This is a genomic window from Blastochloris tepida (genome assembly GCF_003966715.1).
GTDB classification, from domain to species: Bacteria; Pseudomonadota; Alphaproteobacteria; order Rhizobiales; family Xanthobacteraceae; genus Blastochloris; species Blastochloris tepida.
Genome location: NZ_AP018907.1, coordinates 591,297 through 612,843, shown reverse-complemented (window position 1 = coordinate 612,843; position 21,547 = coordinate 591,297). Strand labels below are relative to the sequence as shown.

Genomic DNA, 21,547 nt, shown 5'->3' with positions numbered 1-21,547 from the left:
TTTCCGGCGCCCCCGTCTGCGCCGGGCGGTCGCCGGCAAGTTCCCCCGCCGTTCACCCTGCGCCGTGCTCTAGCGCACAATCCGCCCGAGTGGAATCGGGTCGCGCGCCGCCCGTGCCCGGCCGCCATCCGGTCAGGACGGCCGCCAGCGCCGGCGCAGGCTGAGCACGTAGCCGATCACTTCCGCCACCGCCTTGTAGTGCTCGGGCGTGATCTCCTCGTCGAGGCCGACGCTGGCGTGCAGGGCGCGGGCCAGCGGCGGGTTCTCGACCACCGGAATGTCGTGCTTCTCGGCCTCCTCGCGGATGCGCAGCGCCAGCGCGTCCAGGCCCTTGGCCACGCACACCGGCGCCGTCATGCCCTTCTCGTACTGCAGCGCCACCGCGTAGTGGGTGGGGTTGGTGATCACCACCGAGGCCTTGGGCACCTGGGCGATCATCCGCTTCTTCATGCGGCTCTGGCGGATCGACTTGATTCGCGCCTTGACGTGGGGATCGCCTTCGCTCTGCTTGAACTCCTCGCGGATCTCGCGCAGGCTCATGCGCAGCCGCTTGCGCCAGCTCGTCCACTGATAGAGATAGTCGAGCACCGCGACGACCGTCATCACCGCGATGACGCCGATGAACAGCTTGAGCGACAGCGCAAGCGCCAGTTCCGGCAGCGTCGCGAGGTCGGAGGCCACCACCAGCGCCAGCCGTTCGCGCTGCGGCCACAGGATGGCGTACAGCACGCCGCCGACGATGGCGATCTTGACCAACCCCTTGACGAACTGGACCAGCGCCTCCTTGCCGAACACGCGCTTCAGCCCGTTGATCGGCGAGATCTTGGACAGCTTGGGCGTGATCGGCTCGGTGGTCCACAGCAGGCGGTGCTGGACAATGTTGGAGGCGACACCGGCCAGCGCCATCATCATCAGCGGCAGGGCGACCGCCTGCGCCGTCTCGACCGCCACCTGGACGACGAAGCGCGTCAACCCGCCGGCATCGGCCGGGACGGTGGCGGCGTTGGCGAGGATGCCGCGGAAGCTGGCCGTCAGGCTTTCGGCGGTGCTGGGGCCGAACATCAGCAGCATCAGCGCCCCGGCGCTGAGCACGAACCAAGTGTTGACCTCCTGGCTCTTGGCGACGTCGCCGCGCTCGATCGCCTCTTCTATTCGCTTTGGGGTCGGCTCTTCCGTGCGTTCGGTATCGTCGCCGCTCTCGGCCATGGCGGCCTCCCCTCAGCGCCCGGCCAGCATGGCGAGCACGCCGCCGAGGAAATCGACATAGACGCCCATCATCGCCCCGACCAGCGCCAGCAGGATCGCGAAGCCGGCGAAGATCGACAGCGGCATGGCGAGGAAATACACCTGAAGCTGCGGCATCAGCCGCGCCAGGAGCCCCAGCCCGACATTGAACACCATCCCGAACAGCAGGAACGGCGCGGAAATCTGCACGCCGATGCGGAAGGCGTCGGCGACCATCCGCACCGACAATTGCAGCGCGTCGCCGGTGAGCGGCGGCACACCGGGCGCGAACACCTTGTAGCTGTTGGCGATGGCGGCGATGGCTACATAGTGCAGGTCGCTCGCGAACACCAGCGTGACGCCGAGCAGCGCCAGGAACGTGCCGAGCAGAGCCCCCTGCTGCGCCTGGGTCGGATCGACCGCGGTGACGAACCCCAGCCCGAGCTGGTTGGCGATCACCGTGCCGGCCACCTGCAGCGATGCCATGGCGACGCGGGCCGCAAGCCCCAGCACGAAGCCGATGGCGAGCTCGCCGAACAGCATGAACACCAGCGGCCCGAAGCCGGACAGCTCGACCTGATAGGCGTCCCGGTGCAGCGGAAACAGCATGAAGGTCATCAGCACCGCGGCCGCGAGGCGGATCCGCACCGGGATGTTGCGCTCGCCGAACGCCGGCAGCAGCATCATCAGCGTGCCCATCCGGGCGAACATCAGCACAAAGGCGGCGGCAACCACCGGCAGGAACGTGAGGCTGACCGTCATTGCGCAGCGCCGCCTTCCGCCCGTTGCGGCCCGACGTGCCGCGCCCTCAATGTCCGGCGATGATGTGGGCTGCCACCCGCGCCATGTGGGCCGACATCATGTCGCCCATGAACGGCAGCACCACCAGCATGACCGAGAACATGGCGATGATCTTCGGCACGAAGACCAGCGTCATCTCCTGGATCTGGGTCAGCGCCTGCAGCAGCGAGATTACGACGCCGACGGCGAGTCCCGCCAGCATCATCGGCGCGCAGACCCACAGCAGCGTGAGGATGCCGTCGCGCGCCACGTCGAGCACTTCCGGTCCGGTCATGGCGCGGCCCTCCAGAGCATTCTCCGCAAAAGTGGGCACAGGTCTTGCGAGAGAGAATGCGACAAACCAAGAACTTGGAGTGTCCGATCCGATACGGTCAGATCGGATGACGCTCCAGCGTGCCGGCGCAGATCAGATCGGCATCTGCATGATTTCCTGGTAGGCCTGGATCACCTTGTCGCGGATCGACACCAGCGATTCGATGGCGACCTCGGTCTCGGCGACCGCGGTGACGACGTCGACGAGATCGGCCTTGCCGGCCACCAGCGCCTGCGCCTTGTGCTCGCTGGCGCGGCCGGCGGCCATGGTGTTGGCGAGCGTGTTCTCCAGCATCGCGCCGAAGCCGGTGGACGTGGAATCGTCCAGGCCGGCGCCGTGGTCGCGCAGCGGCATGCGGGTATGATCACCGGTGTTGGCGGCACGGGCGGCGGCGGCGTAGGCGTTGGCGACGAGGCTGGCAGTCGACATGGCGAGGGCTCCAAGAGTCTAGCGGATACGCAACGGGTCTGGCGGGGGACGAGACGGGTCTGGCGAATACGCAACGGATCGATCGGACACGCGGTGAAGCCTGCTTCAGACACGCAGCAGGTCGAGAGTTCGCGAGATCATCCGCCGGGTGGCGGAAACGACGTTGAGGTTCGCCTCGTAGCTCCGCTGCGCTTCCTTCAGGTCGGCCGTTTCGATCAGCGAATTCACATTGGGATATTGGACGTAGCCGCGGCCGTCGGCGGCCGGGTGCCCGGGCTCGTAGCGGCTGATGAACGAGCTCTTGTCGCGCTGCACCCGCCCGAGCGTGACGACCTGCGCCTCGAGATCGCGGTCGAATTTCGCCTGGAACGTCGGCACCTTGCGCCGATAGGGCTCGCCGCCGGACGCGCCCGCGGTCGAATTGGCGTTGGCAAGGTTCTCGGCGATGATCCGCATGCGGCCGGCCTGCGTCCGCAGTCCGGAAGCCGCAATGCTGAGAGATTTCATGAAGTCCATGGCGCCCTACCCCTATTTCGTCTTGCCCAGCGCCGTCTTGATCAGGCCGAGACTGCGAGAATAAAGCGAGGTCGCCGTCTGGTAGTCCAACTGGGTCTGGGCGACCTTCATCATCTCTTCTTCGAGCGCCACCGCGTTGCCGCTGGGACGGATCTCGAATTTCCCCGAGGCGCGCGGCTGCCCGAACCGGTCGGTCTCGACGCTCGCCGCCCCGGCGATGTGCTCGGGATTGGTGACCGCCATCGCCGTCCGCTGCATCGGCACCTGGGTCAGGATCTTCTTGAAGTCGACAGGTTCGAGGTCGCGGGCGCGGAAGCCCGGCGTGTCGGCATGGGCAACGTTCTGCGCCAGCACGCGCTGGCGCGACTGCAGCCAGCCCATGCGGGTCTTCAACATGCCGACCAGGGGGACATCGGCCAGAATCATCGCTCGGTCCTCATCGGCGCAACTTGGCGCCTATCCGGGCACAATTTGCCGGCCGAATGGTTAATTTGGAGTTAACATACGTGGCCGGCCGATTGCCGGCCGGGACAGAATCGTGTGTTTGCTGAGCGGCCTGCCTTGGGAACGTCACGTTTCTTCATCAGTTCTTAAGCCTGCGCCGGGCAAGGTTTGCCGCTCGGCATTAAGCTGTCCGCGCGCGGGTGGACATTGCGCGCGAAAATCCTCCGGGAGGAAACCATGTCCGATATCCTGGGTGTCGAACTGGGCACCTTCCTGAAATATCTGGCCGCACTCCTGTTCGTCCTCGGCCTGCTCGGCGGCACGCTGTTCCTGGTGCGCAAGCTCGGCGGCGGCACCGCCGCCGGCGGCAGCGGCGGGCGCGGACGCATGCCGCGGCTGGGCGTGCTCGACCATGCCGTGGTCGACGCCAGGCGCCGGCTGGTGCTGATCCGCCGCGACAATGTCGAGCATCTCATCATGATCGGCGGGCCGACCGACGTGGTGATCGAGACCGGCATCATCCGCAGCGCGCCGCCGCAGCGCGAAGGGACACAGGCCCGCGACGCCTATGCCGAGGCGCGCGCCGGCGCCGGCCCCCAGATGGCCGCCCCCCAGATGCCTGCCCCCCAGATGCCCGGCGCCGTGCCGCCCGCCCTGCCGGCCGAACCGCTCGCCGCCCCCGCCCGGCCGGACCTGCCGCCGCGCACCGAGATGCCGTTGCGCCGCGAGCGCCCGGAGCCGCCCGCCCGCCCGGAGGCGCCGCCCCGTGCCGCCCCGGCGCGCACGCCGGAACCGGCAACCCGCGCCGAATCCATCCTGCGCTCGCTGACGACGCCCCAGCGCCCCGAGCCGGCCGCGCCTGCCGCCCCGGCGCCGGGCCTGCGCCCGCTGTCGCCGACCCCGCCGCCGCCCGAATTCACCGAGCTCGAACGGCTGCTGCAGCCGACGCGGGCCGAGCCCGCCGCGCGCAAGCCGCTCGGCGACATCCGCCCGCAGCCGGCGGCAGCCCCGGCCACCCCGCCTGCGCCGGAGCCGCGGCTTGAGCCGCGGGTGATCCTGCCCGCCGCGCCGCCGGCAACGACGCCGCCTGCGCCGGCCGCGCCAGCGGTCGCACCGCCCACCATCGCGACGCCGACCGTCGCCGCGCCGATCGTTGCCGCACCAAGCGTCTCGACGGCGCCCGCCACGCCTGCGGCCGCACCGGCCCCAACTATTCCGGCCCCGACTATTCCGGCTCCCACCGTGGCCGCACCCGCCGCCGAGGCACCGAGCGCCCCGGCTGCGCCCGCCGCGGCGACACCGGCACCGGAGGCTCCGGCGCAAGCCGCCGCCGGGCCGACGCCCCCGGCCGAGCCGGACGACAAGGCCGGCCGCACGGTGTTCGACAATCTGGAAGACGAGATGGCGAGCCTGCTCGGCCGCGGCGGAAACCGCCCGTGACCATGGGTCGGCTGGCGCTCGCCGCCGGAGTCGTGGTCCTCACGCTTCAGCCGGCGGCGGCGCAGGACTTCTCGATCACCCTCGGACAGGGTGCGGGCGTGACCGAGCGGGCGGTGCAGCTCATCGCCCTGCTCAGCGTGATGTCGCTCGCGCCCTCGATCCTGGTGATGGCGACGTCCTTCACCCGCATCGTCGTGGTGCTGTCGCTGCTGCGCTCGGCGCTCGGCACCGGTACGGCGCCACCCAATGCGGTGATGGTCAGCCTCGCGCTGTTCCTCACCGCCTTCGTCATGGCGCCAACCTTCGAACGCGCCTGGCAGACCGGCCTGCGGCCGCTGACGCAGAACGAGATCACGCTCGAGCAGGCGTTCGAGCGCACGGCCGAGCCGTTCAAGACCTTCATGCTCGCCAATGTCCGCGAGAAGGATTTGGCGCTGTTCATGGATCTGGCCGGCGGCCCGCGGCCGAGCGAGCCGGCTCAGGTGTCTCTGCGGGTGCTGATGCCGGCCTTCATGATCTCCGAACTGCGCCGCGCCTTCGAGATCGGCTTCCTGCTGTTCGTGCCCTTCCTGGTCATCGACCTCGTGGTCGCCTCGATCCTGATGTCGATGGGCATGATGATGCTGCCGCCGATCGTGGTGTCGCTGCCGTTCAAGCTGATCTTCTTCGTGCTGGTCGACGGCTGGAATCTGGTGGCCGGCTCGCTGGTCAAGAGCTACGGCGTGTGACGCGAACGCCGGCTGATCAGGCCTTCGAGCCGTATTCCGATCGCCGCCCCCCCGTTATCAAACAAGGGGTTTTCGGCGAGACCGTTTCCGGTATCCCGAAGGGATCAACCGGAAACCGTATCAGCCGCGCGCCGGCGCCGGGGCCTGGCTCTGGCGCGGAGGCGGCGCAGCCGGCTGCGGCGCCTCGGGCCCGCCCTCCGGCGTCTTGTCGTCGCCATAGCGGGCGCGGTAGTCGCGCAGGAAGCGGTCGAGCGAATCGACCGAGGAGACCGCGCGGGCGATGTCCTTGAAGTCGGTGGCATCGAGGCCGAACGAGGTCGACACCGCCTCGAAGGCGGCGCGGTCCGGGCTGTCGGCCATCTTGGCGGCGTAGCGGCTGCGGAAGCGGTCGAGGCCGAGCCTGTCGTCGCCGAGCGCGTAGCCGACCGCCGCCTTGAGGATGTCGTGGCGCTCGTGGTCGGCGAGCGGCGCGAAGCTCTGCCAGCGGTCGCCATAGGCGCGCTCGATCGCCTCGGCGGATTCGGCGTAGCGCTTGCCCGCCCACAGGATGTCGGCGCGCAGCCGGTCCACGTCCTTGCCGCGCAGCCCTTCCAGCAGTTCGAGCGCAAGCTCGTGGCGCCCGGTCTCGGAGGTGGCGCGGGCCTCCAGCAGCAGGCGCTGCTCGCGGATGTCGCTCGGCAGCTCGGCCAGGCTGGTGGCGCGCAGCGTGCGCAGCGCCTTGTCCGGCTTGCGGTTCTTGAGCTGCACCATGGCGAGCTTGGCGGCGACCTGCGCCCGCGCCGCGCCCTGCAGGCGCTTGTCGACCTGATGCTGCAGAAGCTCGCTCGCCTGCTCCAGGAGATCGACCGAGATCAGCCGGTCGGCGAGGCGGCGGATCATCTCGTCGCCGCGGCGGCCGACCGGCACCAGTTCCGAATAGTCGTAGAAGATGCCGAGCGCCTCCAGCGCCGACAGCTCCTCGCCGCGCTGCTCCAGGAACAGGTCGGCGAAGGCGCCGGTCATGGTCTGCTGCAGCGCGCGGATGACGTCGGACGTCGGATGCGAGATCGTCGCCGCCTCCAGCGTGCGGAACGCATCGCGGTGGCGGTTGGCGTCGACATAGAGCCGGCCGAGCAGGCCCAGCGCCTCGGCCTCGGTGCGGTCGCCGCGCCACATCACGGTGAAGCCTTCGAGCTCGTTGATCGCCTGATCGCGGCTGATCTTGCCGGCGCCGAGCCGGGCCGCCAGGACACGGAAACGCGCCTCGGCGGCGGCCGGGCCCTCCTTCGCGCGCTCGGCCCGCTCATAGGCGACGAGCGCCTCGTCGGTCTTGCCGTCGTGTTCGGCGATGCGGCCGGCCAGCACCGCCACCTCGGCGGCAAGCTCGTCCGGCACGCCGATCGTCTCGAATTCGGCGAAGACCCGCGCCGCCTCGCGGAAATCGCCCATCTCCAACGCCGCGCGCGTCGCCGCCAGCACCATTCGCCGCTGCATGTCGATCGGCAGCGTGCCGACCACGCCGGCCGCGGCGGCGAAATTCTCGCGCGCCTCGCGCCAGCGGCCCTCATGGACATGGACGATGCCCCGCAGCGCCGCCGCATCGAGCGAGGTGGCGAGCAGCGGATGCGCCAGATCCTTCATCGCCTCGGCATTGCGGCCGAGCTCCATCCAGGCCATCGACCGCATGAGGTAGGGCACGGCATCGTCGGAGGGCACGCCGTCGCCGATGATCGTGTCGAGCACGCCGCGCGCCTCGGCTGCGAAGCCGTTCGCCAGATAGAACCGCGCCAGATTGAGCCGCGCCCCCTGCCGGCCGGCCTCGCCCGCATCGGCCGCCGTCTCGATCAGCTCGGCTTGGCGCTGCTGGAACGGCTGGGTGCGCTCGGCCCCCCACAATTGCGGATCGAGCGCCACCGGCTGCGCGCCGATCATCGAATGTCCGCCGCCGGCCGCGCCGGGCGCCGACAGCACCAGACCGGACGGCCGCGACACTGCCACATGGTTGCCGTTCGCATCGACGGCGATGTCGTCGGCCACCGGCAGCACGGCCACGCCATGGGTGGTGGCGATCAGCGAGAACTCGACATAGTCCTGGTTGCGGGAGATGCCGCGCGTCGGCCCCGGCGCGGTGGCGGCCAGGATCAGGTCGCCCGCATCCGGATCGGTGAGCCGGTGGACGCGGTGGGCGCCCTCCAGCGGCAGCGACAGCACCGAGCGGCCATCGACCAAGAGACGGTTCGGGGCGATCGGCTGGGTCGGCTCCAGGATGGTGTCGCCGAGCGTGATGGTCCAGGCGAAGCCCTGCCCTTCCGCGCCCACCACCCACGGCCGGGCGAGGCGCATGCGCACGACGATGCCGTCGCCCGTCTCGGTGGACTGGACATCGCGGAACGTGCCCGACTTGTCCTTGGTCAGCGCATCGACGTCGATCGGCTTCTCGCTATCGAAGATCAGCCACAGCACCTCGCCGCGGCGGAACACCGCCGCCGCGGTCGGCTCGGCGAACGGGAAGCTGAGCTTGAGAACGCTGCCCTGGCGGACCATGTCGGCCACCACCGTGCCGGTGCGCTCCTCCGCGGCCGGCGAGGCCGAAGCGGGTGCCGGTTGCGCGGCAGCAGGCAGGGACGCGGCGGCCGGCGCAGGTGCCGGCGCAGGTGCGGAGGCAGGTGCTGCTGCGGGTGTGGGCGCAGGTGTGGTCGCAGGCGACGGTGCCGGCAGCAGGGGCGGCACCACATCCACCAGCACCGGCTCGGGCGCAGTGGACGGCGCAGGCGACGGGGCGGCGGACACGGTGGCGGGCGGCGCGGCCGCGGCCTGCCGGCTGTCGCCGGACGCCCTGCCGGGCTCGGCCTTGGGTGCTTCGACGACGGGCGGCGTCATGGTCGCCGGCGGCGCCGGAATGGGGATGGCATCGCCCTCGCCGCGCTGGCGCTCGGGCGGGTGCGGCCCCGGCGCGCCGGGGCGGCCGCCCTGCGCCTTGCGCGCCGCCGCGGCGGCAGCGGCCCGAGCCGCCTTGGGCGGCGTCACATCCACCGAGAACGTGCGGTCCTCCTGGAAGGCGCGCACGTCCACCTCCGGATCCAGCGCCAGCCGCACGGCGGCGCCGTTCTCGCTGTAATCGATGTCGAGGCTGGCGACCTTGGGCGGCAGCCGGCCCTTGGTGTCGCCGGGCTCGATCTCCACGTCGCCGCCGCGGAACAGCACGGTGTAGCCGGTGTCGTCGCGATGGGTCAGGACCTCGACGCCGGCCGGCACGTCGAAGGCGAAGCGCGAGAAGGTCGGCGCCTCGGCCAGATGCAGCCGCACGACATGGCGCTGATGCTTGGCGCTGTCGCCGAGCTGGCGGATGCGATGCTCGGCCTCCCGTGCCCGCTTGGCGAGGTCGTCCACTACCTCCTGCGGCAGGCCCGGCGGCAGGCCGCGCCAGCCGTCCGGCAACAGGTCGATGAACAGCTTCTCGCCCGCCTCCATGCTGTTGACGGTGAGCTTGCGCCCGAGCCCGATGCGGATGCCGCGGCCGTCGGGATCGACCCGCGCCGCCGATAGATAGCTCGCACCCAGCTCGGCCGGCAGGCGGTCGACCCGCGCCGCCGAGAGCTTGATCGGCCGGTCGGTGGTGATGACGACGATGCCGTTGGTGACCTGCACCTGCGGCGACACCATGTCCTGGAACGTGAAGACCAGCCGCGCGAAGCCGTTGGCCACCTGCCCGGCGACCTCGGCCTTGACGCGCTCCTGGGCGTGCGCCGGGCTTAAGAACGCGCCGGGCTCCGACACGACGAGCACCATGGCGCCGAGCATGGCCAGGAGGCGCAGCCTCCCCCATGCGGCGGCCTGCCCTCCGCGGCGGCGGCGCTGCGCTTTGCAGCCCAAGCCCAGCATCCCAGCCTCGCTCGTCATCGTCCCGATCCGTGCACACTAGGCGGGGTGGTTTAACGTCCGCTTGACGCAGCCTACAATTTCCGGCCTTCGATTTTCGGCAGATCGGATGTCGGGGTCACAGTCTTGCGATTGGCCAGTTCCACGGTCAGGCGCTCGGCGGCCTCCGGCGACATCTGCGCCAGCACCTCCGAGAACTTGCGCGGATTCATCAGGTTCACGACATCGACCGCCAGCTTCACGTCGAGCCGGTCGAAGATGCGCGCGGCATCCTTGGCGCGCATCGCCTCGTACATCACCACGAGGCCCTTGAACCGCTCCTTCTCGGCCTCGTCCTTCTCGGCGGTCGCCGCCGTGATGCGGGCCTCGGTCGCCTTGAGCTCCTGAAGGCGGGCCTCCATGCGCGTCTCGGCGGCCTTGAGCATGCCCTCGCGCATGTCGAGCTCGCGCTCGCGCGCCTCCAGCTCCTGGCGCCGCTCCTGCAGGCGCTGCAGCAACGCCTTCTCGCCGGCCGGAAGCGTGCTCTGGTCCGGCTCGGTCGGCACCTGCGTCACCGGCCCCGGCAGCGGGCCGGGCGGCTCCTTGGGCTCGGGCTTGGGCGGCTCCTTCGGCTTTTCGGACTTGGCCGCCGAGCCGGTCACCGTCACGTCCGGCTCCATCTGTTGGACGGCGGCGGGCGCGGGTGCGGCGGCGACGGTCTGCGGCCCGTGGTCCGAGCCGCCGCCGGTCACCAGCCACAGCGTCTTGAGCACCAGCAGGCTGCCAGCCGCAACCAGCACGATCGGAATGAGACGGAACTCGCGCAAGTGCTGCCTCCTGAAACCTCAGCCGGCCGCCCGCTGGCGGGTGCGCTCGGCCAGCGCCTGCGCCGTCTGCAGCGTCGCCGTGGCGTTCATCGGCCGGCGTTCGGCCGCAGCGCGGAAGGCGGCGAGGCCGGCGCCGGCGAAGCCGTCGAGCTTGGCGGGATCGATCCGCACCGGCTCGGCGCGCTTCGGCGCGGCCGCGGCAACCGGCTCGATGCTCACCGGCGGCGCGGCCACCGGCGCCACCACCGGCCGCGGCGCCATCACGCTGGGGCGCGCCGCATCGGTGATCTGGACGATGCGTTCGACCACGTCGCGGCCGGCGCGAAGCTGCCGGTCCATCTCGGCGGTGAAGCGCTCGGCGAGCCGGATGCGGTCGCCGAGATTGGCGTCGCACTCGCGCACCGTCGCCTTGAGCCCGGCGATCGCCCGCTCGGCGCTCTCGGTGACGTTGATCAGTTCGCCGATGGTCTGCTTCAGCGCGCGCTCGTCGCTGCGCAGCCGCGTCAGCCGCTTGTTGAGAAGGACACAATAGACGATGGTCGTCGCCAACAGGCCAGCGACGATCAACTCGATTGCCATGCCGAGCCAGGATCCGGTCATGCTGCTTCCATCCGCTTCTTGGACGCGTCTGCCATTTCGAACATTGCGAGGGTGGTCTTCGATTTGCGCAGCGGGCGGGCGACCCGGACCGCGACGCGGTCGCCGACCCGGCCCATGCGGCCTTCGGTCAGCACCGCGTTGCCGCAGCGAACCTTGACGAGAGCATCCGGCTTGATGTCGAGCATCAGCGTGTCGCCCTCTCTCAGCGACATGATGCGCGACAGCGGCAGCTCGGCCTCGTAGAGCACGGAATCGATGGCGATCTCGGCCTGCCAAATCTCGGTGGCGAGGTGGCCTTCCCAGATCGGATCACGGCCGAACTTGTCGCCCATGAACATCTGCAGCAGCGTCTCGCGGATCGGCTCGATCGTCGCATAGGGCAGCAGCAGCTCGATGGTTCCGCCGCGATCCTCCATGTCGATGCGCAGCCGCACCAGGATGGCGGCGTTGGTCGGCCGCGAGATGGCGGCAAACCGCGGATTGGTCTCCAGCCGGTCGATGTTGAAGTGCACCGGCGACACCGGCCGGAACGCCTGCTCGGCGTCGGCCAGCACCACCTCGATCATCCGCTTGACCAGATTGATCTCGATGGTGGTGTAGGGCCGGCCGTCGACGCGCACCGCGGTCTGGCCGCGCCGCCCGCCGAGCAGCACATCGATCATGGCGTAGATCAGCGCCGAATCGACGGTGAAGATGCCGAAATTCTCCCATTCCTCAGCCTTGAACACCGACAGGATGGCCGGCAGCGGAATGGAGTTGAGATACTCGCCGAAGCGCACCGAGGTGATGCGGTCGAGCGACACCTCGACATTGTCCGAGGTGAAGTTGCGCAAGCTGGTCGTCATCAGCCGCACCAGGCGGTCGAAGACGATCTCGAGCATCGGCAGACGCTCGTAGGACACCATCGCCGAGTCGATGATGGCGCGGATGCCCGAATTGTCGCCGAAGTTCAGCGTATCAAGGCTGAAGCCAAGCAGGCTGTCGATCTCGTCCTGATTCAGGATGCGCTCGGCGCCGCCCTTGGCGGCCTGCAGGAACTGGCCGCCGTCATCGACCATGGCCGACCACTGCGCGGCCATCGAGTCATCGGTGCCCTCGCTGCCCGGATCGTCGGGCAGCGCCGCGGCACCGGGGCCGCCGCCGCCGCCCTTGGCCTGCTCTTCCAGCGCCATGCCCCATTCGGCGGCAAGCGCGTCCTGATCGATATCATTCATGCCGGCCATGACGCGATCCGCTCACTGGACAACGATTTCCTTGAACAGCACGGCGTTGATGCGCGCCGGGGCGATGGCGGCATTGACCCGCCGTGTCAGCTCCTCGCGCAGCCGATAGATGCCGGCGGAGCCTTCGAGATCGGTCTGGCGCATCTCGCGCAGATGCACCTGGAAGGAGTCGACGACGCGCGGCATCATCGGCTTGAGCGCCTGCATCGCCGCCTCGTCGGGTACCTCGATCACCGCCTTGACCCGCATGTAGAGCGGCCGGTTGGGATTGCCGGCGAGGTTGACGGTGATGTCCGGCACCTCGAAGAACATCACGGGCTTCGCCGCGGGCTTGGCCTCTGCGGCGTGCTCGTCGCTCTTGCCCTTGCCCTTGAACAGGAAGAAGCCGCCGCCGCCGAGCGCCAGAACCAGCACCGCGGCGCCGATCAGGATCAGCTTCTTCTTGCCGCCGCCAGCAGGCGCCTCGCCGTCGGCCGCGCCGTCTTCGCGCTCGCTGTCCGCCTTGCCCGGTTTCTTGGCCATATCGGTTCCGATGTCCGTCTTGTCGGCTTCGACGGCACGCGGGGCCGGCCGCGCGCGGGCATGCCCGCCGCAGGCGCACGACCCCTTGCGCCAACGGGTTAACTTTATCGCTGGATTGGTTAATGAATGCTTGCGATCGGCAATTTCTGCCGGGTCAACATGGTAAACGCGGAGTTTATTGCCGCGCCAAATCGAACGGCCGTTTTTGATAAGTATCTGCCGAGAAGAGAATTTCCGGGTTGGCACGCCGGCTGCTTTGTTGGCCGCGGGATCGCCTCGCTGGGGAGTTGGGCGATCCCGTGGGGAGCAGACCGATGGAGAATACCTCTCTCATCGGGCTTTCGCGCCAGGTCGCCCTGCGCCGGGAGCTCGATGTCATTGCCAACAATCTGGCGAACCTGACGACGACGGGCTTCAAGAGCGAGCGCGTGCTCTTTGAAGAATATTTGATGCCGGTGGCGCGCGACGAGAGCTTCCAGAATCCGGACGCCAGCGTCTCCTACGTCCAGGACCGCGCCACCGCGCACGACCACACGCCCGGCGCGCTCCGGACGACCGGCAATCCGCTCGATCTGGCGATCGACGGCGACGCATTCTTCACCGTCCAGGCACCCGACGGGGAGCGCTACCAGCGCAGCGGCAGCTTTCAGATCAACAGCGACGGCGAGCTGGTGTCGCAGGAGGGCTATCAGGTCCTGGGCGAATCCGGGCCGATCCGCTTCGAGCCCACCGATACCGACATCACCATCGCCTCCGACGGCACAATCTCGATCGTCAACGCAACGGGCACGCAGACACGCGGCAAGCTCAAGCTCGCCCGCTTCTCCGATCGCAATGGGCTGGAGAAGGACAGCGTCTCGACCTGGCGGACCGGCCAGGCCGCCGAGGCTCCGTTGTCGACCACGCGCGTCGTGCAGGGCGCGGTCGAGCAGTCGAACGTCCAGGCGATCGCCCAGATCGCCCGGATGATGGAGGTGACGCGCTCCTACGCCAGCCTCGCCGCCCTGCTGAAGAGCGGAGACGACCTGCGGCAAGACGCCATCAAGACGCTCGCCGAAGTCCAGTCCTGACCCCCCGCCAACCGTCCGTGAAAAGGTTCGACCATGCGCGCCATGCACACCGCCGCCACCGGCATGATGGCCCAGGAGCTGAACGTCTCCGTCATCTCCAACAACATCGCCAACATGCGGACCACCGGATACAAGCGCCAGCGCGCCGAATTCCAGGATCTGCTCTATGAGAGCCTGCGCCGCGTCGGCTCGCAGACCTCCGACCAGGGCACCATGGTGCCGACCGGCGTGCAGGTCGGCTCGGGCGTCAAGACCGCCGGCACCTCGCGCATCATGAGCCAGGGGACGCTGACCGCCACCGACCGCGACTTCGACGTCGCCATCCGCGGCGAGGGCTTCTTCCAGATCGAGCTGCCCGACGGCCGCACCGCCTATACCCGCGACGGCTCGTTCGAGCTCGACGCCAACGGCAAGCTGGTGACGGTGGACGGCTACACCGTCGACCCCGGCATCACCATCCCCAACAATGCCAGCAACATCACCATCAACTCGCAGGGGCAGATCACCGCGGTGATCGGCACCGCCACCGCCTCGACGACACTCGGCCAGCTGCAGCTCGTGCGCTTCATCAACAAGTCCGGCCTCGAGGCGATCGGCGACAATCTGTTCCTGGAGACCGCGGCCTCCGGCACGCCCCAGCAGGGCACGCCCGGCTCGGAAGGCTTCGGCACCACGCTGCAGCGCTATCTCGAAGCGTCCAACGTCAACTCGGTCACCGAATTGACCGACCTCATCTCCGCCCAGCGCGCCTACGAGATGAACGCCCGCGTCATCACCGCGGCGGACGAGATGTCGCAGACCACCGCGAACCTGTCGCGCTGAACCTGAGGGGTGAGCGCCATGATGAGCGTCATGACCAGAGTTGCCGCGCTGCTGACCGCCATTCTCGCCGGCACCGCCGCGCAGGCCGGCACGGCACAGCTTCCCGAGCTGCAGCCGCCCGCGCTGCGCTCGTCGGTGTCGATTTCCGGCGATCTCGTGCGGATCGGCGATCTCGTCGAGAATGCCGGCCCGGCCGCCACCGTACCGATCTTCCGCGCGCCCGACCTCGGCACCACCGGCACGGTCGGCGTCGATCGCGTGCTGGAGGCGCTGAAGCCGTTCGGCCTGTCGGCGCTCGACACGCGCGGCCTGTCGGACGTGGTGGTCAGCCGCCGCAGCCGCACCATCCATCCCGACCACATGAAGGCGACCCTGGCCAACGCCATCGCCGCCCAGACCCGCACCGCCCAGGCCAAGGATCTGCTGATCAGTCTCGACCGCCAGCCGCAGACGCTGCAGGTCGAGGAGGCGGCCACCGGCGAGCTGCAGGTGAAGCACCTCTATTACGATCCGCGCACCGGCCGCTTCGACGCCACGCTCGACCTTCCCGGTTCCGAGGCGCTGCGCCGGCAGGCGACGCGTCTCACCGGCGCCGCGGTGGCGACGGTGGAGGCGGTGGTGCTGGCGCGTGCGGTGGGACGCGGCGAGATGCTGCGGCCGACCGACCTGATCATCGAGCGCCGCCCGCGCACCGAGCTTGGCTCGGACGGCTTCATTGCCCCCGACTCGGCCATCGGCATGGCGCCGCGACGGGCGCTGGCCGCCGGCCAGCTCCTGCGCGCCGCCGACCTGATGAAGCCCGATCTGGTGACGCGCAACGACATCGTCACCCTGGTGTTCGAGGCGCCGGGCGTGACCGTCTCCACCCGCGGCAAGGCGAACTCGTCGGGCGGCGAAGGCGAGACGGTCAGCGTCACCAATCTCCAGTCCAAGCGCATCATCCAGGGCGTGGTCACCGGACCCGGCACGGTGAGCGTGCTGGCCAATGCGGTCTCCACCAGCTCCGTGCTGCCGACCGATCCGACCGTGACCGGCTCGATCCAGTCAACCCCGGTGCGCACCGAGATCATCCGTCCCGCGTCCGGGCTCGCCACCGCGCCCCAGCCCCACAGTTGAGCCGTCGTTCCCGAAAGGCGTATCCGATGTCCCCGCGCTCCAGACTCCGGCCCCTCTCCTTCTCGCTCACGCGGCTGGCGCTCATCGGCGTCTCGGCTGCCGGCCTCGGCGGCTGCGCCGCGTTCGACCGGCTGGCGAATGTCGGCCAGCAGCCGGCGCTGTCGGCGATCGACAACCCCACCTCCCAGCCCGGCTATCGGCCGGTGCAGATGCCGATGCCCGACCCGATCCCCGCCTCCTACAGCCCCAATTCGCTGTGGCGGAACGGCTCGCGCGCCTTCTTCAAGGACCAGCGCGCCCAGCAGGTCGGCGACATTCTCACCGTCAAGGTGAAATTCAACGACAAGGCTGAGATCGAGAACGAGACCAAGCGCGAGCGCGTCAACTCCGAGGAGACGAACCTCGAGGCGATGCTCGGCAAGAACAAGCTGCCGATCCTCGGCGCCGCCATCCCCTCGACCCTGCTGTCGACCGACTCCCTCTCGGTCAGCGAGGGCAAGGGCAGCGTCACCCGCTCGGAAGAGCTGACCACCAGCGTCGCCGCCGTCGTCACCCAGGTTTTGCCGAACGGCAATCTGGTGGTCGAGGGCAAGCAGGAAATCCGGGTGAATTTCGAGATCCGCGAACTCATCGTCGGCGGCATCGTCCGGCCCGAGGACATCGAATCCGACAACACCATCTCGTCGGAGAAGATCGCCCAGGCCCGCATCGCCTATGGCGGCCGCGGCCAGATCACCGACATCCAGCAGCCGCGCTACGGCCAGCAGGTCATGGACATCATCCTGCCGTTCTGACGGCACCCGTTTGCGGGCTTTGGCCCGCGGGCGAAGAGGTACAGGTCTCGCGTCACCCTTCGCCCGAATCTACCGGCCGCACCGCGGCCGAGCCCTCCCCAGCCGTCAGCTCCCCAATTGCGACGGCATCGGCGCGCGGTCTCCGCTCTCCCCGCGGGGACCGCGCATCCGTTTCATGGTGGCTCAAGAACCGCGCCGCTCGACGACGTCAGCGCTCAACTGGGTTCACGGCCGACCCGCGGCCGCCCCCTTCAGCGAGCCCATGTCGATCACGAAGCGGTACTTCACGGCCGACTTCACCATCCGCACATAGGCCTCCTCGATCTGCTGGATCGGGATAATCTCGATATCGGCAGTGATGTTGTGGGCGCCGCAGAAGTCGAGCATCTCCTGCGTCTCCCTGATGCCGCCGATCAGCGAGCCCGCGAAGTTGCGGCGGCTCATGATCAGACTGAACACGTTCACCGGCAGCGGCTTGTCGGGGGCCCCCACCTGTACCAGCGTCGCATCGCGCTTCAGCAGCCCGAGATAGGCATTGATGTCGTGCGGCGCGGCCACCGTGTCGATGATCAGGTCGAAGCGCGACGCTTGCGCCTTCATCGCCGCCGGATCGGTCGACAGCACGCCGGCATCGGCACCGAGGCGGTGTCCGTCGGCGATCTTGGACGGCGAGGTGGTGAACAGCGTGACCTCGGCGCCCATGGCGTGGGCGAGCTTCACCGCCATGTGGCCGAGACCACCGAGGCCGACCACGCCCACCCGCTTGCCCGGGCCGGCACCCCAGCGCTTGAGCGGCGAATAGGTGGTGATGCCGGCGCAGAGCAGCGGCGCGGCGGCGGCCGGATCGAGATTGTCGGGCACGCGCAGCACGAAGTCCTGCGTCACCACGATGTGGCTGGAATAGCCGCCGAAGGTGTGGCCGCCCAGCACCTTGTCGGGGCCGTTATAGGTGGCGACGAAGCCGGTCTCGCAATACTGCTCGAGCCCCTCGCGGCAGCTCGGACAGGTGCGGCACGAATCGACCAGGCAGCCGACCGCGGCGAGGTCGCCGGCCTTGAAGCGCCTCACCTGATCGCCGACCGCGATCACCCGGCCGACGATCTCGTGGCCGGGAATGCAGGGATAGAGCGTGCCGGGCCATTCGGAGCGCACCGTGTGCAGATCGGAATGGCAGACGCCGCAATAGAGGATCTCGATGGCGACGTCCTCCGGCCCCGGATCGCGGCGGTTGAAGCTGTAGGGCAGAAGCGGCTTGGTGGGGTCTTCGGCGGCAAATCCGACGCAGCTGAACATGGTTTGCGGTCTTCCTGTCGTATCGCGTTGGAGGGAACAGGCGGGGTTCGCCCACGGCGATGAGACGCCTCGCCGCGGACGCTGGTCTTCGGTGGGCCGGAACAGGCCTCGTCACTGCCGGCGTCCCGTCGCTGAGGGCCGCCGCGCCGCTGGCACCTCAGCGGCCGGTCATCTCCTCCAGTTCCTCGGGATAGCGCGCGCCCTGCACCGGCACCGCGGCGGCGGCGGCATCGATCTCGCGCAGGTCGTCGGGCGCAAGCTCCAGCGCCGCCGCGCCGATGTTCTCCTCCAGCCGGTGCAGCTTGGTGGTGCCGGGAATCGGCACGATCCACGGCTTGCGGGCCAGCAGCCACGCCAGCGCGATCTGCGCCGGCGTGGCCTGCCTGCGCCGGGCGATGCCGGCCAGGAGATCGACCAGCGCCTGATTGGCGGCGCGGGCTTCCGGCGAGAAGCGCGGCAGCGCATTGCGGAAGTCGCTGGCATCGAAGGTGGTGGCGGCACTGATCGCCCCGGTCAGGAAGCCGCGGCCGAGCGGGCTGTAGGGCACGAAGCCGATGCCGAGCGTCTCCAGCAGCGGCAGCACCTCGGCCTCCGGCTGGCGCCACCACAGCGAATATTCGCTCTGCAGCGCGGTGACCGGCTGCACGGCATGGGCGCGGCGGATGGTGTCGATGCCGGCCTCCGACAGGCCGAAATGGCGCACCTTGCCGGCCTGGATCAAATCCTTCACCGCGCCGGCGACATCCTCGATCGGCACCGCCGGATCGACGCGGTGCTGGTAGAACAGATCGATCGCCTCGATCCGCAGCCGCTTGAGCGACGCCTCGGCGACCTCGCGGATGTGGGCGGGCCGGCTGTCGAGGCCGATCCACCGCCGCCCTCCGGCGGGATCGAGCTTGAAGCCGAACTTGGTGGCGATCACCACCTGCTCGCGCAGCGGCGACAGCGCCTCGCCGACCAGTTCCTCATTGATGAACGGGCCATAGACCTCGGCGGTGTCGAAGAACGTCACGCCGCGCTCCACCGCCGTCCGCAGGAGCCCGATCATCTCCTGCCGGTCGGCCGGCGGCCCGTAGGAAAAGCTCATGCCCATGCAGCCCAGGCCGATGGCCGAGACTTCCAGACCGCTGCTGCCAAGCTTGCGTTTTTGCATCTGCTCAATCGCTTTCATGACTGGGGCGGCATCCGGCTGGACCGGTTTGACGGACGGCGGGCGCCGCTGCGTGCGACGTCCACGGCAGCCGCCTGCGCGCCCCACGAACATAAGATAACGCTGGCAGCTTTGAGCGATTAGAGGCCTAAATGAGATTGAACTGATATCGATAATTCATGAATTGCCAACAGGTGACCCATGCGGCGGGACGAACTCGGCGACCTTGCGGTCTTTCTCACCGTCGCGGAGGAGCTGAGCTTCACCCGCGCCGCCGCCAAGCTCGGCACCTCCCAGTCCGCGCTCAGCCATACGGTGCGGCGGCTGGAGGAACGGCTCGGCGTTCGCCTGCTGACTCGGACCACCCGGCGGGTGATGCCGACCGCGGCCGGCGAGCGCCTGCTCAGGACGATCGGCCCGGCGTTCGAGGACATCGACGCCGAGATCGCCGCGCTCAGCGCGCTGCGCGACACGCCGGCCGGCGCCATCCGCATCACCGCCGGCGAGTACGCCGCCCAGGCGATCCTGTGGCCGGCTCTCAAGCGGCTGCTGCCGCACTACCCGGACATCAAGGTCGAGATCGAGGTCGACTACGGCCTGACCGACATCGTCGCCGAACGGTTCGACGCCGGAGTGCGGCTCGGCGAGCAGGTCGCGAAGGACATGATCGCGGTGCCGGTCGGGCCGGAGATGCGCATGGCCGCGGCCGCCGCGCCGAGCTATTTCGCCACCCGGCCGCCGCCGCGCACCCCCCAGGATCTCACCGCCCACAATTGCATCAATCTGCGCCTGCCGACCTATGGCGGCCTCTATGCCTGGGAGTTCGCGAAGGACGGACGCGAGCTCAGGGTGCGGGTCGAGGGCCAGCTGGCGTTCAACACCGTGGGGCTGATCGTCGACGCCGCCGTCGCCGGGTTGGGTATCGCCTGTCTGCTGGAGGTCGACATGGCGGCGGAGCTGCGTGCGGGCCGGCTGGTGCGCGTGCTCGACGACTGGTGCCCGCCCTTTCCCGGCTACCACCTCTATTATCCGAGCCGCCGCCAGCCGACGCCGGCTCTGGCCCTGCTCGTCGAGGCGCTGCGCTACCGCGGGTAATTCGCGGCATGAGGCGCATGCCGCTTCGGCCTGAAACGCCGAACGCCGGCCCCGGGGCCGGCGTTCGAAAATCGTGACTCGAAGATCGTGGACGGCCCGCTGCAGCCAAGAGCTGCGGGCCGGACAGGCGGGAGGCGCCGACTCAGTCGTCGCGATAGACCCGCTCGCGGCGCTCGTGGCGCTCCTGCGCCTCCACCGAGAGCGTCGCGATCGGCCGTGCCTCCAGGCGCTTGAGGGAGATCGGCTCGCCGGTCTCCTCGCAATAGCCGTAGGAGCCGTCCTCCAGACGGTCGAGCGCGGCGTCGATCTTGGCGATCAGCTTGCGCTGGCGGTCCCGCGCCCGCAATTCGATGGCGCGATCGGTTTCCGAGGAGGCCCGATCGGCAAGATCCGAATGATTCTGGTTCTCTTCCTGTAGATTGAGCAGCGTCTCGCGGCTCTCCTTCAGGATGTCGTCCTTCCAGTTGAGCAGCTTCTTGCGGAAGTACTCACGCTGACGTTCATTCATGAAGGGTTCGTGCTCGGACGGCTGGTAATTGCCGTCGATCACGATGGACGAGACCGTCGGATCGAACGTCTCGTTGCTCGAAGCATTGGTCATGGCAACACCGTTCTGCATCGAGAATATCCTGTCGCGCGACAGGCTTATAGCCATGTGCACCGGCGGTATCAACGGTCAAGGATGTCGTCGTAACGTCAAATAGCATAACGCAGCGTCGGCCGCCGCGTCAGCGCCCAACGGAACGCCCGTGCTTGGCGAGTTCAACCGCGACGCGCAGCTCGATCGCGTCGATCACCGCCTCGAGCCCCGGCTCGCCCGAATTCTCGCGCAGCGTGGCGGCGGCCTGCTCCAGCCGGGCCAAAGCCGGGCCGAGATTCGCGCCGGCCATCAGCGCCAGCTTCACCTCGTCGAGCAGGTCGAGGGCCATCCGGCCGCGGGCGATCGCCCGGCGGCGGCGCTCGCGCGGGTCGGCCTCCTGCACCATCAGCAGCCCGTCGAGGGCGCGGGCTGGCGCCGCCGCGGTGGTCCGGGTCGGCTCGGCGACATCGGCCGCATCGTCCAGGCTGAAGGCCGTGCCGGCGCCGCGCGCCCGCCGCGTGCGGCCGGCCGCCGTCACATTGCCTGCCTTGCCCGGTCCCACGATCAGCATGCCGCTCCTCCACCCGCCTTGCGGATGAGCTGGAAACAGATCCGTTGGAAACACTGGACTCCCATCATTAACAGTTCGTGAACGCCTGGGCAGGATTTGCCGGGCTCGGCAGGATTTGCCCGGCTGCGGCCGTCCGGCGCCGCCCGCGCTTG

The 21,547-nt window shown here is 69.2% G+C and carries 22 protein-coding genes; 7 read left to right on the top strand and 15 right to left on the bottom strand.

Annotated features, from left to right (window positions below; translation table 11 throughout):
* Positions 1–132: 132 nt before the first annotated feature.
* From flhB to flgB, 6 genes are all read right to left on the bottom strand, one after another.
* A complete protein-coding gene (flhB, locus tag BLTE_RS02765) occupies positions 133–1,206 on the bottom strand; it encodes a flagellar biosynthesis protein FlhB (protein WP_126397407.1) in 1,074 nt (357 codons plus the stop codon).
* Positions 1,207–1,218: 12 nt separating this feature from the next.
* Positions 1,219–1,986: a flagellar biosynthetic protein FliR gene (fliR, locus tag BLTE_RS02760; RefSeq protein WP_126397405.1), complete on the bottom strand. Its 768-nt coding sequence runs from the start codon at positions 1,984–1,986 to the stop codon at positions 1,219–1,221.
* Between the two features lie 46 nt (positions 1,987–2,032).
* Positions 2,033–2,299 (bottom strand): flagellar biosynthesis protein FliQ, encoded by a 267-nt coding sequence (fliQ, locus tag BLTE_RS02755; RefSeq protein ID WP_126397403.1) that lies wholly within the window; start codon positions 2,297–2,299, stop codon positions 2,033–2,035.
* A gap of 132 nt (positions 2,300–2,431) precedes the next feature.
* Positions 2,432–2,767, bottom strand: coding sequence for a flagellar hook-basal body complex protein FliE (gene fliE, locus BLTE_RS02750; protein ID WP_126397401.1), 336 nt, complete (start codon positions 2,765–2,767; stop codon positions 2,432–2,434).
* A 105-nt stretch (positions 2,768–2,872) separates the two neighbouring features.
* The gene (gene flgC / locus BLTE_RS02745; RefSeq protein ID WP_126397399.1) at positions 2,873–3,283 is read right to left on the bottom strand and encodes a flagellar basal body rod protein FlgC; all 411 of its coding nucleotides are present in this window, start codon (positions 3,281–3,283) and stop codon (positions 2,873–2,875) included.
* Between the two features lie 12 nt (positions 3,284–3,295).
* Positions 3,296–3,709, bottom strand: coding sequence for a flagellar basal body rod protein FlgB (gene flgB / locus BLTE_RS02740; RefSeq protein WP_126397397.1), 414 nt, complete (start codon positions 3,707–3,709; stop codon positions 3,296–3,298).
* Between the two features lie 255 nt (positions 3,710–3,964).
* Here flgB and BLTE_RS02735 point away from each other — a divergent pair, with 255 nt between their 5' ends.
* Positions 3,965–5,167, top strand: a complete 1,203-nt coding sequence (locus BLTE_RS02735) for a flagellar biosynthetic protein FliO (RefSeq protein WP_126397395.1) — start codon at positions 3,965–3,967, stop codon at positions 5,165–5,167.
* 2 nt (positions 5,168–5,169) lie between these two features.
* A complete protein-coding gene (gene fliP / locus BLTE_RS02730) occupies positions 5,170–5,895 on the top strand; it encodes a flagellar type III secretion system pore protein FliP (RefSeq protein ID WP_126402012.1) in 726 nt (241 codons plus the stop codon).
* A 120-nt stretch (positions 5,896–6,015) separates the two neighbouring features.
* Here the strand turns inward: fliP and BLTE_RS02725 are convergent, their stop codons facing one another.
* From BLTE_RS02725 to BLTE_RS02705, 5 genes are read right to left on the bottom strand one after another with little or no spacing between them, the layout of a single operon-like run.
* Positions 6,016–9,774: a tetratricopeptide repeat protein gene (locus BLTE_RS02725; RefSeq protein WP_126397393.1), complete on the bottom strand. Its 3,759-nt coding sequence runs from the start codon at positions 9,772–9,774 to the stop codon at positions 6,016–6,018.
* A gap of 53 nt (positions 9,775–9,827) precedes the next feature.
* The gene (locus BLTE_RS02720; RefSeq protein WP_126397391.1) at positions 9,828–10,559 is read right to left on the bottom strand and encodes a MotE family protein; all 732 of its coding nucleotides are present in this window, start codon (positions 10,557–10,559) and stop codon (positions 9,828–9,830) included.
* Positions 10,560–10,577: 18 nt separating this feature from the next.
* The gene (locus BLTE_RS02715) at positions 10,578–11,159 is read right to left on the bottom strand and encodes a DUF6468 domain-containing protein (protein ID WP_126397389.1); all 582 of its coding nucleotides are present in this window, start codon (positions 11,157–11,159) and stop codon (positions 10,578–10,580) included.
* Entirely contained in the window at positions 11,156–12,382 is a 1,227-nt protein-coding gene (gene fliM / locus BLTE_RS02710) for a flagellar motor switch protein FliM (RefSeq protein WP_126397387.1), read from the bottom strand. Before fliM ends, BLTE_RS02715 begins: the two co-directional genes overlap by 4 nt.
* 12 nt (positions 12,383–12,394) lie before the next feature.
* Entirely contained in the window at positions 12,395–12,904 is a 510-nt protein-coding gene (locus BLTE_RS02705; protein WP_126397385.1) for a flagellar basal body-associated FliL family protein, read from the bottom strand.
* Positions 12,905–13,218: 314 nt separating this feature from the next.
* Here BLTE_RS02705 and flgF point away from each other — a divergent pair, with 314 nt between their 5' ends.
* From flgF to flgH, 4 genes are read left to right on the top strand one after another with little or no spacing between them, the layout of a single operon-like run.
* On the top strand, positions 13,219–13,974 hold the full coding sequence (flgF, locus tag BLTE_RS02700; RefSeq protein ID WP_126397383.1) for a flagellar basal-body rod protein FlgF: 756 nt from the start codon (positions 13,219–13,221) through the stop codon (positions 13,972–13,974).
* A gap of 33 nt (positions 13,975–14,007) precedes the next feature.
* Positions 14,008–14,796, top strand: a complete 789-nt coding sequence (gene flgG / locus BLTE_RS02695) for a flagellar basal-body rod protein FlgG (RefSeq protein WP_126397381.1) — start codon at positions 14,008–14,010, stop codon at positions 14,794–14,796.
* A 30-nt stretch (positions 14,797–14,826) separates the two neighbouring features.
* Positions 14,827–15,912 carry a flagellar basal body P-ring formation chaperone FlgA gene (flgA, locus tag BLTE_RS02690; RefSeq protein ID WP_160140491.1) on the top strand — a complete coding sequence of 362 codons (1,086 nt, stop codon included), beginning with the start codon at positions 14,827–14,829 and terminating at the stop codon, positions 15,910–15,912.
* 26 nt (positions 15,913–15,938) lie between these two features.
* Positions 15,939–16,706 (top strand): flagellar basal body L-ring protein FlgH, encoded by a 768-nt coding sequence (gene flgH, locus BLTE_RS02685; RefSeq protein WP_126397377.1) that lies wholly within the window; start codon positions 15,939–15,941, stop codon positions 16,704–16,706.
* Between the two features lie 225 nt (positions 16,707–16,931).
* Here the strand turns inward: flgH and BLTE_RS02680 are convergent, their stop codons facing one another.
* Entirely contained in the window at positions 16,932–17,999 is a 1,068-nt protein-coding gene (locus BLTE_RS02680) for an NAD(P)-dependent alcohol dehydrogenase (protein ID WP_126397375.1), read from the bottom strand.
* 157 nt (positions 18,000–18,156) lie between these two features.
* The gene (locus tag BLTE_RS02675) at positions 18,157–19,152 is read right to left on the bottom strand and encodes an aldo/keto reductase (protein WP_126397373.1); all 996 of its coding nucleotides are present in this window, start codon (positions 19,150–19,152) and stop codon (positions 18,157–18,159) included.
* 198 nt (positions 19,153–19,350) lie between these two features.
* Between BLTE_RS02675 and BLTE_RS02670 the strand changes: the two genes are divergently transcribed.
* A complete protein-coding gene (locus BLTE_RS02670) occupies positions 19,351–20,244 on the top strand; it encodes a LysR family transcriptional regulator (protein ID WP_126397371.1) in 894 nt (297 codons plus the stop codon).
* 142 nt (positions 20,245–20,386) lie between these two features.
* Here BLTE_RS02670 and dksA read toward each other — a convergent pair whose 3' ends face one another.
* Both dksA and BLTE_RS02660 read right to left on the bottom strand, forming a co-directional pair.
* Positions 20,387–20,752, bottom strand: a complete 366-nt coding sequence (gene dksA / locus BLTE_RS02665; protein ID WP_244600176.1) for an RNA polymerase-binding protein DksA — start codon at positions 20,750–20,752, stop codon at positions 20,387–20,389.
* Between the two features lie 220 nt (positions 20,753–20,972).
* Positions 20,973–21,395 carry a flagellar assembly protein FliX gene (locus BLTE_RS02660; protein ID WP_126397369.1) on the bottom strand — a complete coding sequence of 141 codons (423 nt, stop codon included), beginning with the start codon at positions 21,393–21,395 and terminating at the stop codon, positions 20,973–20,975.
* Positions 21,396–21,547 lie beyond the last annotated feature (152 nt).